This is a genomic window from Mesorhizobium sp. B3-1-8 (assembly GCF_006439495.1).
Classification (GTDB): domain Bacteria; phylum Pseudomonadota; class Alphaproteobacteria; order Rhizobiales; family Rhizobiaceae; genus Mesorhizobium.
In genome coordinates, this window is sequence record NZ_VFTK01000010.1 from 125,967 (window position 1) to 137,302 (window position 11,336).

The following is an 11,336-nucleotide window of genomic DNA, read 5'->3' on the forward strand; positions in this document are numbered from 1 at the left end:
GCCTGTGCCAAAAGACCGGCCGAGAGGACAAGCTCATGGCCGCCAGCGCTCCGGTTTTCATCGATGTGGACGGATCGGACATCGCCGTCAGGCAGGCGCCTGGCGCTGCGCCCGGCGTGGTCTGGCTGGGCGGCTACAAGTCCGACATGCTGGGCACGAAGGCGGAGACGCTTGCCGCCTGGGCCACGAGCGAAGGCCGTGCCTGTCTGCGCCACGACTATTCCGGCCATGGCGAATCGGGCGGCGCGTTCGCCGACGGCACGATCTCCAAATGGCTGGCCGAGAGCCTTGCCGTCTTTCGCCGGTTCAGCCAGGGCAAGCAGATACTGGTCGGCTCGTCGATGGGGGCGTGGATCGCGCTGCGCATGGCGCAGGAGCTGCGCAAGGCGGGCGACACGAGGGTTGCCGGCCTCGTTCTGCTCGCCCCGGCGCCTGATTTCACCATCGAGCTGATCGAGCCGGTGCTGACCGACGCGCAGCGCCGCGATCTCGAGGAAAAAGGCTTCTTCGCCGAGCCGTCCGACTATTCGGACGAGCCTTATATCTACACGCGCGCGCTGATCGAGGATGGCCGCGCCAACCGGGTGATGACGGGGCCGATCGACACCCATTGCCCGGTGCACATCCTGCAGGGCCTGGCCGATCCCGACGTGCCTTCTGGCCATGCGCTGAAGCTGGCCGCGATGCTGCCCGCCGACGACGTGACGCTGTCGCTGATCCCGGACGGCGACCATCGCCTGTCCCGCCCCGAGGATCTCGATATGCTCAAGCGAGCTGTAGGCGACATGGTCAAGCGGACCGCGGGATAATGCGCATTTCCATCCCGATATCCGCCTTCGTCGCGGCGATCGTCGGCTTCGGCGGCACGCTGGCCCTCGTCATCGCCGCCGCCAAGGCGGTCGGCGCCACGCAGATCGAGACCGCAAGCGGCGTGACGGCGATCTGCCTGGCCATGGTCGTGGAATGTCTGTGGCTATCCTGGCGCACCAAGATGCCGGTCATCACCGCCTGGTCGACGCCCGGCCTGGCGCTGATCGCGGCCTCCAGCGGTTTTACCATTCCGCAGGCCGTCGGCGCCTTCATCGTCACCGGCATCCTTTTGGTCGCCACCGGCCTGTTCGGACCGCTGACCCGGTTGATCGCGAAGATCCCGGCCTCGGTCGCGTCCGGCATGCTGGCCGGCATCCTGGTCAGCTTCGCCGTCAATGCGGTGAAGGCCATTCCAGCCGACCCCTGGCTGATCCTGCCCTTGATCGCCGCCTTCTTCGTCATCCGCCTGTTCAACCCGGCCTTATCGGTGCTGGTGGTGCTGATCGGCGGCGGCCTCGCCGCTTTCCTCACCGGCCGCGTCGGCAGCCTGCCGGCGCCGGAACTGTCGACATTGACGTTCATTGCGCCGCAATTCACCGCCTCGGCGATCATCGGCCTTGCCCTGCCGCTCTATCTGGTCACCATGGCATCCCAGAACCTTTCCGGTCTCGCCGTGCTGCGCGCCGCGGGCTATCATCCGGAGCCCGGTCCGCTGATCGGCGTCACCGGTCTGTTTTCGCTGCTCTCGGCGCCGTTCGGCGCCGCGACCACCAATCTTGCGGCGATCTCGGCCGCCATCTGCACCGGTCCCGATGTCCATCCCGACCCGGCCGAGCGCTGGAAGACCGGGCCGTTCTACGCGCTCGCCTATCTCATCTTCGCGATCTTCGGCGCCTCGCTCGTGGCGATCTTCGCCGTTCTGCCGCAAAGCCTGATCGTGCTGGTCGCGGGGCTCGCCTTGACGGCGCCCTTGGCCAACGCGCTGTCGATCGCGCTGAAGGACGAGGCCGAACGCATGCCGGCCACCGTCACCTTCGCCGTGACGGCTTCGGGGCTCACGCTCTTCGGCGTCGGCGCCGCATTTTGGGGGCTGGTCGCCGGAATGGCAGTGCTTTTCCTCGAGAAGCTCAAAAAGCGATAATCATTTCAGGTGCTTCGCCGGTTTTGGCCGGGTTTGCCTTGAATAGCCGATTTCGCCTTCCCATTTCGATTCCACGCAGCCGGTTTGGCTGTCTCCAATGGAAGGATTGGGAGAAAATGAACACAAGTGCATTGATCCGTCCGGCCTGGACGCCGGCCACCATCGCGCTGATGGTCATCGGCTTCATGGTGTTCTGGCCGCTCGGCTTCGCCATGCTCGCCTACATCATCTGGGGCGATCGGTTGGAAGGCTTCAAGCGCGACGTCAACCGCGCCACGGACGGCATCTTCGCCGGCTGCCGCCGCGGTTCCGACAAGGCGGCCCGCTGGGGCCACGGCTCGGCCCGCACCGGCAACGTCGCCTTCGACGACTGGCGCGAGAAGGAACTCGAGCGCCTCGCCGAGGAGCGCCGCAAGCTCGACGAGATGCTGACCGAGTTCGATGACTACGTCCGCGAACTCCGCCGCGCCAAGGACCAGGACGAGTTCGACCGCTTCATGGCGAACCGCAACAAGTCGACCGCGCCGACCCCCACCGGCTCGACCGACAAGACCGCTCCCAAGCGCGGCAAGGGCACGACCCTGCTCGACGACTAAGATCCGGCGACAGGTCTTAGGCTGATAAAACGGCGTCGCGCGAGCGGCGCCGTTTCTTTTTTGTTCTCCATGTGCCTTCCCTCCACTGGCCGTTTTTTTCGAATCGCGTATCGTCCAGCCATGACCCTCGGCTTCTTTCGCAATCTGACCAAGCCAAAGCCCACGCCCGTCGTGGAGCGCGAACATTGCGTCGCCGGCCGCACGCTGCCGCTGAAAATCGTCGAAAGCGCCAGGGCCCGGCGGCTCACGCTGCGCATCGATTCGGGCGGCCAGGGCCTGCGCGTTACCGTGCCGCCGGGCCTGCGCCGGGGCGAGGTGGAGAAATTCCTCGACCGCCACCAGGACTGGCTGGAACAGCGGCTGGCCAAGGTGCCGACGAGGCCGCAGGTGCGCCCGGGCATCAGGATCCCGATCCGCGGCGTGCCGCACCGTATCGTGCATGAGTCTTCGAGGCGCGGCACCGTCACCGTCGCGCGCGACGAGCGCGGCCCGCTCCTGATCGTCCATGGCGAGCGCATCCACCTGCCGCGCCGCATCGCCGATTACCTCAAGCGCGAGGCCAAGAAGGAGATCGAGAAGCTGGTGGTGAAGCACACCGAGGCGATCGGCAAGCGCGCCAAGGCAATAAGGTATAAGGATACCTCCAGCCGCTGGGGGTCATGCACCTCGGAGGGCAATCTCTCCTTCTCGTGGCGCATCATGATGGCGCCGCCGGCGGTGATAAACTACCTGGTGGCGCATGAGGTGGCGCATCTGAAAGAGATGAACCACGGCCCGAAATTCTGGAAACTGTGCGAGAAGCTCTGCCCCGACACCGACCGCTGCAAGGATTGGCTGAAGCGGAATGGTGGGGCGTTGCAGGCGATTGTTTTTGAGTAGCTACTCTGATGTTGCGCGCGGATGCGCGCGCAACATCTAGACGCCGAGTTCCTTCGCGCCCCCCTCTGTCCTGCCGGGCATCTCCCCCACAAGGAGGGAGATCAGCAGCTCGGGCGCCTCGCTCTTTCTGTAATGTTGGTGATTGGCGAAAGCCGGCGTGAAATCCAATCTCCCCCCTCGTGGGAGAGATGTCCGGCAGGACAGACGGGGGCGCTGTCCCGCCGACGCTTGCCGGGTTCACGGCATAAGCAGTTTCAATCGTCATTCGCCGCGTTCAGCTCTTCCGGCCGCAGTCCTTCCTCGGTATGCGGCCACGGCAAAAAATCCCGGTCAAACGTATCGCTGCTGAAATACTCCAGCGCCCGGTGCGCCTCGGCGCCGTTATAGGCGGCCTTGTCCATCAGATGCGCGATCACCTCGCGCGCCTGCGCGATCTTCTGCTTGAGTTCGGCGACGGTCCGGTCGGCCATGCTTATCGTTCTCCCGCCTGTGGTTCCTATATCAACGTAGTGTTTTCCGCAGAACCGGCAACAGCATGCTTTTTCTCGACTCTTTGGCCGTTTCGTGCCAATCCCGCGCCATGACGCTCGACATCAAGATCTGCGGATTGAAGACCGACGCCGCGATGACCGCCGCGCTTGCCGGCGGCGCCAGCCATGTCGGCTTTATTTTCTTCGCCAAAAGCCCGCGCTATGTCGAGCCCGCCGAGGCCGGGCGCCTGCGCGAAGCGGCGCGCGGCAAGGCCAAGGCGGTCGCCGTCACCGTCGATGCCGACGATGCCTTCCTCGACGAGATCGTCGCCAAGATGCAGCCGGACATGCTGCAACTGCACGGCTCGGAAACGCCCGGGCGCGTAGCGGGGCTCAAGGCCCGCTATGGCCTGCCGGTCATGAAGGTGTTTTCCGTCAGCGAGGCAGCCGACCTCGAGCGGATAAAGCCGTTCGTCGGGATTGCCGATCGTCTCATGTTCGACGCCAAGCCGCCGAAGGGATCGCAGCTTCCGGGCGGCAACGGCGTCGCCTTCGACTGGCGCGTCCTTGCCGGCCTTGACGCCGGGCTCGATTACATGCTTTCCGGTGGGCTAAACGCCGCCAATGTCGGCGATGCCCTGAGACAGGCCAATCCGCCCGGAATAGACGTTTCGTCCGGTGTGGAAAGTGCTCCGGGCGTCAAGGATCCGGCGCTGATCGAGCAGTTTTTCCGGGCCGTCAGGGCCGCGCGCGACGACCGCGCCGCCTGAAGCACAATTCACACTAGGAGATCGGCGATGAACAAGCCGGCAATGCCCAATTCCTTCCGCACCGGGCCCGATGAGCAGGGCATGTTCGGCATTTTCGGCGGTCGTTTCGTCGCCGAAACGCTGATGCCGCTGATCCTCGATCTGGAAAGGAACTGGAACGAGGTCAAGAACGATCCAGAGTTCAAGGCCGAATTGCAGAACCTGTCGACCCATTATGCCGGGCGGCCATCAAAGCTCTATTTCGCCGAAGGGCTGACGAAGCATCTCGGCGGCGCCAAGGTCTATTTCAAACGCGAGGATTTGAATCACACCGGCTCGCACAAGATCAACAACTGCCTCGGTCAGATCCTGCTCGCCAAGCGCATGGGTAAGAAACGCATCATCGCCGAGACGGGTGCGGGCCAGCACGGCGTGGCTTCGGCAACCGTCGCCGCGCGCTTCGGCTATCCGTGCGTCGTCTACATGGGCGCCACCGACGTCGCCCGCCAGAGCCCCAACGTCTTCCGCATGAAGCTGCTTGGCGCCGAGGTGCGGCCGGTGACCGCCGGCCATGGCACGCTGAAGGATGCCATGAACGAGGCGCTGCGCGACTGGGTCACCAATGTCGAGGACACCTATTATCTGATCGGCACCGCCGCCGGCCCGCATCCCTATCCGGAGCTGGTGCGCGACTTCCAGTCGGTGATCGGCACGGAAGCCCGCGCCCAGATGCTGGAGCAGGAAGGCCGGCTGCCCGATGTCATCATCGCCGCCGTCGGCGGCGGCTCCAACGCCATCGGCCTGTTCCATCCCTTCCTCGACGACAAGGATGTGCGCATCATCGGCATCGAAGCCGGCGGGCGCGGTCTCGACGGCATCGAGCACTGCGCCTCGATGAATGCCGGCAAGCCAGGCGTGCTGCACGGCAACCGCACCTATCTGTTGCAGAACTCGGACGGCCAGATCCTCGACGGCCACTCGATCTCGGCCGGCCTCGACTATCCGGGCGTCGGCCCCGAGCATTCCTGGCTGCGCGATTCCGGCCGCGTCCAGTATGAGCCGATCCTCGACGACGAGGCGCTGGAAGCCTTCCAACTCACCACCCGCGTCGAAGGCATCATCCCGGCGCTGGAATCGGCGCATGCCATCGCCCACGCGATGAAGATCGTGCCCAAGATGGACAAGGACCAGATCGTCATCGTCAATTTGTCCGGCCGCGGCGACAAGGACGTGCACACGGTGGCGAACATGCTGGGCATGGAGATCTGACAATGACCACCCGCATCGACCGCCGCATGGCCAAGCTCAAAGCCGAAGGCCGCCCGGCTTTGGTCACCTATTTCATGGGCGGCGACCCGGACTACGATACTGCCTTGGCCATCATGAAGGCGCTGCCGGGTGCCGGCAGCGACGTCATCGAACTCGGCATGCCCTTCTCCGATCCGATGGCCGATGGCCCGGCGATCCAGGCGGCGGGTCTTCGAGCGCTGAAGGGCGGCCAGACGCTGGCCAAGACGCTGAAGCTGGCGTCCGAATTCCGCGCCGGCGACGACGAGACGCCGATCGTGCTGATGGGCTACTACAATCCGATCTACATCTATGGCGTCGACCGTTTCCTCACGGATGCCAAGGCGAGCGGCATCGACGGCCTGATCGTCGTCGACCTGCCGCCGGAGATGGATGATGAGCTTTGCATTCCGGCGCTGAAAGCCGGCGTCAACTTCATCCGCCTGGCGACGCCGACCACCGACGACAAGCGCCTGCCCAAGGTTTTGGAAAACACCTCCGGCTTCGTCTATTACGTCTCGATGACCGGCATCACCGGCTCCGCGCTCGCCGACACCGCCAAGGTCTCGGCCGCTGTCACCCGCATCAAGGGCCACACGGCGCTGCCGGTCTGCGTCGGCTTCGGCGTCAAGACCGCCGAGCAGGCGCGTGTCATAGGCGCCTCGGCCGATGGTGTCGTCGTCGGTACGGCGATCGTCAACGCGATAGCCAATGTGCTTGGACCGAAGGGCGAGAAGACCGCCGATCCGGCCGAGGCCGTCGCCACTTTGGTCAGCGGTCTTGCCCAGGGCGTCCGCTCGGCCCGCCTTGCCGCCGCCGAATAGCCTGACTATTTGTTGCCGAGCAATTCCGGCCGGAAAACCGCCACAGACTTTTCCTGGAATTGCTTGAAGTCCTTTCCAGGACAGGAGCCGAAGCATGAACTGGATCACCAATTACGTCCGCCCGAAGATCAATTCGATGCTCGGCCGGCGCACCGACATGCCGGAAAACCTCTGGATCAAGGATCCCGAGACCGGCGAGATGGTCTTCCACAAGGATCTCGAATCCAACCAGTTCGTCATCCCGGCTTCGGGCCACCACATGAAGATCTCGGCCAAGGAGCGGCTGAAATACTTCTTCGACGACGGCAAATATGAGGTGCTGGAAAACCCCAAGGTCGTCCTCGATCCGCTGAAGTTCCGCGACGAGAAGCGCTACACCGATCGCCTGAAGGAGGCGAAGGCCAAGACCAGCCTCGAGGACGCGATCCTCAACGGCGCCGGCACCATCGACGGCCTGCCGGTCATCGTCACTGTGCAGGATTTCGCCTTCATGGGCGGCTCGCTGGGCATGGCCGCCGGCGAAGCCATCGTGCATGCCTTCGAGGTCGCGCTGCAGCGCAAGCGGCCGCTGATCCTGTTCGCCGCCTCCGGCGGCGCCCGCATGCAGGAAGGCATCCTGTCGCTCATGCAATTGCCGCGCACCACGGTCGGCGTCGACCGGCTGAAGGAAGCCGGCCTGCCCTATGTCGTGGTGCTGACCAACCCGACCACCGGCGGCGTCACCGCCTCCTACGCCATGCTGGGCGACGTCCAGATCGCCGAGCCCGGCGCGCTGATCGGCTTTGCCGGCCCGCGCGTCATCGAGCAGACCATCCGCGAAAAGCTGCCCGATGGCTTCCAGCGCGCCGAATATCTGATGGAGCACGGCATGGTCGACATGGTCGTCTCGCGCCTCGAGATGCGCCGGACCATTTCCCAGCTCTTGAAGATGCTGCTCAAGATGCCGGAGGCCGAGAAGCCGCTGGCGCCGGAAATCCTGCCGCCGGCGGTAGTCAATGCCGAGGCGCGGCCGCAAGCCTGACGCGATATCGGCCTGACGCGACATCGCTCGCCGCGAACCGCGATTTGCGCCGCCCGTTGCGTGCTGTAGCCTCTGATTTGCGCATGGCCGTTCTGAAACCGATTCCCGGTTTCGGGACCGTGCGCTAGGATTCCATCATGACAACGCTTTCCGCCGAACGCGAAATCGAACATCTGATGACGCTGCATCCGAAAGGCTTCGACCTTTCGCTGGACCGTGTCACGCGGCTTCTCGAGCGCCTCGGCAATCCGCAGGACCGGCTGCCGCCGGTCATCCACATCGCCGGCACCAACGGCAAGGGCTCCTGCGCCGCCTTCTCGCGCGCGCTGCTGGAGGCGGCCGGCCATCTCGTTCACGTCCACACCTCGCCGCATCTGGTGAACTGGCACGAACGCTACCGGCTGGCGGACGAAGGCGGCGGCAAGCTCGTCGATGACGATATCTTCGCCGAGGCCATCGCGCGTGTCGCCGAGGCCAATGGCGGCCAGAAGATCACCGTCTTCGAGATCCTCACCGCCGTCACCTTCATCCTGTTTTCGGAGCACCCGGCGGAGGCGGCGATCATCGAGGTCGGCCTCGGCGGCCGCTTCGACGCCACCAATGTCATCAAGCGGCCGGCGGTTTCGGTGATCATGCCGATCTCGATGGACCACGAGGCCTATCTCGGCGACCGCGTCGAGCTGATCGCCGCCGAAAAGGCCGGCATCATGAAGCACGGCTGCCCGGTGGTGATCGGCGCCCAGGAAAGCGACACCGCGCTTCAGGTGCTGATCGAGACGGCCGAGCGGCTGGATTGCCCGACCGTGGTCTATGGCCAGGATTTCCTCGCTTTCGAGGAGAACGGCCGCATGGTCTATCAGGACGGGGACGGGCTGATGGACCTGCCCTCGCCGCGCCTGCCGGGGCGCCATCAATACGCCAACGCCGCCGCGGCGATCGCCGCCGTCAAGGCGGCCGGCTTCGAGATCGGCCACCGCGCCGCCGAGCGGGCGATGACCCATGTCGCCTGGCCGGCGCGCATGCAGAAGCTGACGCAGGGCAAGCTCGTCGACCTGGCGCCGAAGGGCGCCGAGATCTGGCTGGACGGCGGCCACAATCCAGGCGCCGGCATCGTCATCGCCGAGGCGCTGGCCGAGCAGGAGGAAAAGAACCCGAGGCCGCTGGTCCTGATCTCCGGCATGATCAACACCAAGGACCAGGCCGGCTATTTCAGCGCCTTCAAGGGGCTGGCCCGCCATGTCTATACCGTGCCGGTGAACAACAGCGACGCCGGCGTGCCGAATGATGAGCTGGCCCTGCGTGCCGCAGAGGCCGGGCTGTCGGCCGAGCCGGTCAGCTCCGTCGCCAGCGCGCTGATGCTGTTGCGCGACAGTTGGGACGGCCCGGCGCCGCGCATCCTGATCGGCGGCTCGCTCTATTTCGCCGGCGCCGTGCTGGCCGAGAACGGCACGCCGCCGACCTGAAGCGATCGGCATGGCGTATTGGATTTCGGCGGGGGTCGAAAGGAACCGGCCATGATCAAGGTGAAGCAGCTTGCCCATGTCTGCATCTTCGCGCATGACTTGGAGGAGACGCGCCGCTTCTATCGTGACGTGCTCGGCATGGACACGCGGTTCAATTTCCTGCGTGACGGCAAGATCTTCGGCTTCTACCTCGATTGCAGTGGCCGCAGCCACGTCGAGGTGTTCGAGAAAAGTGAAGCCAGCTACAGCGACGCAAACCAGATCAACCACTTCTGCCTTGAGGTGGAAGACATCGATGCGGCGATCGTTCACATCCGGTCGAAAGGCGTTGCGGTGACGCCAAAGAAGCTTGCCTGCGACGACACGTTCCAGGCCTGGATCGCCGATCCCAACGGCGTGAAGATCGAGCTGTTCGAATACACCGCCAAGAGCGCGCAATTCGCCGGCGGCGACCGCATCGCCGACTGGTGATGGAGCTATGCGTCGCCGGCGTGAGCAATTGAACTTAGACGGCAAGATGCATCGCGGCGGGCAGCGCCAGCGAGAGCCCTGACAGGAAAAGCAGAACAAAGACGATCTTTCGCATCATCCCTTGCGACAATGACGGTGGCCAGCGGCGCGCGGCATAGGTCATCAGCATTACGGCCGGTATGGCGAGGACGAGCGCGACTGGCGACATGGTCGGGAGGTTGCCGCTTGCCATCACCAGGATAAGCCGGACCACCTGCGCGGCGCCGAAGGCGGTGACGAGCGTTTCACGGACACGTATGTGCGCCATTGGCTGGCGAAAGAGATGATAAACGAGCGGTGGGCCGCCGGTCGCAAACAGCCCACTCATCAGGCCCGAAACGACACCGAAGCCGACGAAACTCGCATCCGACGACCGTTTTGCCAAGCCGGCGGGCCTGATGGCCAGTTGCAGGCTGGACACCATGATGACCAGGCCGAGTCCGATTTTCAGCAGGTCGGCCCGCGTGTCCGCCAGCCATTCCAACAGGGCATACCCCAAGAGCAGCGAAGGCAGGCTTGCTACCAGGATAAGCCGCAGCTCCTGGCGCGCAATCTCGCGCCAGCCGCCCTGGATCAGCATTTGCGTGGCGTTGACCAGGGTCAGCATGCCGACCATTGCGGCTGCGTCGGGCAGCGGCAGCAAGCCGACAAGCGTAATCGCGCCCATCATCACCAGGCCGAAGGCGAAGCCTGTCAGGGTCTGGACATATGCGGCCACCGCCGCAAAACCGGCAAAGGCGAGGAGAGATGCTACAGTCACGACATCCCGCACGGGGCCGAAATGGAACCGTGCAAGCCGGCAACCACGGCCGGCCTACTTCAGCTCGATCTCGATGAAAGCATACTCGCCGTCATTGGCGTTGATGACGTCGTGCTCGACGCCTTCCCGGCGGAAATAGGGCGCGCCTTGCTTCATCTCGGCAAAGGACTCGCCGTCCTTGGTCACCAGCTTCACCTTGCCGTCCATCAGCGGCACGACGACATAGTCGTGGCCATGGCGGTGCCAGCCGGTGTTGGCGCCGGGCGCGAAGCGGTACTCGGTGACGATGACGCGCTCGTTGTCGACGTGCACTGTGGCCTTGGCTGTTCCGGTCATGGCGCTCTCCTTTTTTCTGAAGCAGAGAGTATGACGTGCCTGCGTGCGAGGGCCAGAGCGCGTCGAGCCATGACGCCAAAGAAAAAGCCCGGCGCGATTGGCCGGGCTTGTTCTTGAACTTTTCGGATTGGCTCAGGCGAGGCTGCCGTTGATCCAGTGCGACAGCGCGGTCTTCGGCGCGGCGCCCACCTTCATGTCGGCCACTTCGCCACCCTTGAAGATCATCAGCGTCGGGATCGAGCGCACGCCGTACTGCGCGGCTAGCTCGGGGTTCTCGTCGATGTTGAGCTTGGCGACCTTGATCTTCGCGCCGAGCTCCTTGGCGATGTCTTCCAGCGCCGGGGCGATCATCTTGCAGGGGCCGCACCATTCCGCCCAGAAATCCACCACAACCGGCTCCTTGGCGTTGAGCACATCGGCCTGGAAATTGCCCTTGTCGACCTTGACGGTGGCCATGCTGAAATCCTTTCGAAAACTCGGGTTGCACCAA

14 protein-coding genes are annotated in these 11,336 nt (G+C 64.5%); 10 read left to right on the forward strand and 4 right to left on the reverse strand.

Annotated features, from left to right (window positions below; all coding sequences use genetic code 11):
- The first annotated feature begins 35 nt into the window (after window positions 1–35).
- The 4 genes from FJ424_RS11845 (at window position 36) to FJ424_RS11860 (ending at window position 3,426) form a co-directional block, all read left to right on the forward strand.
- The gene (locus tag FJ424_RS11845; RefSeq protein ID WP_140658712.1) at window positions 36–809 is read left to right on the forward strand and encodes an alpha/beta hydrolase; all 774 of its coding nucleotides are present in this window, start codon (window positions 36–38) and stop codon (window positions 807–809) included.
- A complete protein-coding gene (locus tag FJ424_RS11850) occupies window positions 809–1,951 on the forward strand; it encodes a benzoate/H(+) symporter BenE family transporter (RefSeq protein ID WP_140658713.1) in 1,143 nt (380 codons plus the stop codon). The genes FJ424_RS11845 and FJ424_RS11850 overlap by 1 nt, the downstream gene beginning before the upstream one ends.
- 116 nt (window positions 1,952–2,067) lie before the next feature.
- Window positions 2,068–2,547, forward strand: coding sequence for a DUF2852 domain-containing protein (locus FJ424_RS11855; RefSeq protein WP_140658714.1), 480 nt, complete (start codon window positions 2,068–2,070; stop codon window positions 2,545–2,547).
- Window positions 2,548–2,667: 120 nt separating this feature from the next.
- Complete coding sequence (locus tag FJ424_RS11860; RefSeq protein ID WP_140641790.1) at window positions 2,668–3,426, forward strand: M48 family metallopeptidase; 759 nt, start codon at window positions 2,668–2,670, stop codon at window positions 3,424–3,426.
- Between the two features lie 254 nt (window positions 3,427–3,680).
- On the opposite strand, the gene FJ424_RS11865 is transcribed toward FJ424_RS11860, so the two are convergent.
- Entirely contained in the window at window positions 3,681–3,896 is a 216-nt protein-coding gene (locus FJ424_RS11865; protein WP_140658715.1) for a hypothetical protein, read from the reverse strand.
- A 110-nt stretch (window positions 3,897–4,006) separates the two neighbouring features.
- Between FJ424_RS11865 and FJ424_RS11870 the strand changes: the two genes are divergently transcribed.
- The 6 genes from FJ424_RS11870 to FJ424_RS11895 all read left to right on the forward strand — a co-directional run bounded on the left by FJ424_RS11870 (window position 4,007) and on the right by FJ424_RS11895 (window position 9,711).
- Window positions 4,007–4,666 carry a phosphoribosylanthranilate isomerase gene (locus FJ424_RS11870; protein WP_140658716.1) on the forward strand — a complete coding sequence of 220 codons (660 nt, stop codon included), beginning with the start codon at window positions 4,007–4,009 and terminating at the stop codon, window positions 4,664–4,666.
- Between the two features lie 27 nt (window positions 4,667–4,693).
- Window positions 4,694–5,914: a tryptophan synthase subunit beta gene (trpB, locus tag FJ424_RS11875; RefSeq protein ID WP_140641786.1), complete on the forward strand. Its 1,221-nt coding sequence runs from the start codon at window positions 4,694–4,696 to the stop codon at window positions 5,912–5,914.
- Between the two features lie 2 nt (window positions 5,915–5,916).
- Window positions 5,917–6,756: a tryptophan synthase subunit alpha gene (trpA, locus tag FJ424_RS11880; RefSeq protein ID WP_140658717.1), complete on the forward strand. Its 840-nt coding sequence runs from the start codon at window positions 5,917–5,919 to the stop codon at window positions 6,754–6,756.
- Between the two features lie 94 nt (window positions 6,757–6,850).
- Window positions 6,851–7,777: an acetyl-CoA carboxylase, carboxyltransferase subunit beta gene (gene accD / locus FJ424_RS11885; RefSeq protein WP_140658718.1), complete on the forward strand. Its 927-nt coding sequence runs from the start codon at window positions 6,851–6,853 to the stop codon at window positions 7,775–7,777.
- Window positions 7,778–7,914: 137 nt separating this feature from the next.
- Complete coding sequence (locus FJ424_RS11890; RefSeq protein WP_140658719.1) at window positions 7,915–9,240, forward strand: folylpolyglutamate synthase/dihydrofolate synthase family protein; 1,326 nt, start codon at window positions 7,915–7,917, stop codon at window positions 9,238–9,240.
- A gap of 51 nt (window positions 9,241–9,291) precedes the next feature.
- Window positions 9,292–9,711: a VOC family protein gene (locus FJ424_RS11895; RefSeq protein WP_140641778.1), complete on the forward strand. Its 420-nt coding sequence runs from the start codon at window positions 9,292–9,294 to the stop codon at window positions 9,709–9,711.
- Between the two features lie 34 nt (window positions 9,712–9,745).
- Here the strand turns inward: FJ424_RS11895 and FJ424_RS11900 are convergent, their stop codons facing one another.
- From FJ424_RS11900 to trxA, 3 genes are all read right to left on the reverse strand, one after another.
- Window positions 9,746–10,510, reverse strand: a complete 765-nt coding sequence (locus tag FJ424_RS11900) for a sulfite exporter TauE/SafE family protein (protein ID WP_140658720.1) — start codon at window positions 10,508–10,510, stop codon at window positions 9,746–9,748.
- A 54-nt stretch (window positions 10,511–10,564) separates the two neighbouring features.
- Window positions 10,565–10,846 (reverse strand): cupin domain-containing protein, encoded by a 282-nt coding sequence (locus FJ424_RS11905; RefSeq protein ID WP_027166948.1) that lies wholly within the window; start codon window positions 10,844–10,846, stop codon window positions 10,565–10,567.
- A 132-nt stretch (window positions 10,847–10,978) separates the two neighbouring features.
- Window positions 10,979–11,302, reverse strand: a complete 324-nt coding sequence (gene trxA, locus FJ424_RS11910; RefSeq protein WP_140641774.1) for a thioredoxin — start codon at window positions 11,300–11,302, stop codon at window positions 10,979–10,981.
- Between the last annotated feature and the right edge of the window lie 34 nt (window positions 11,303–11,336).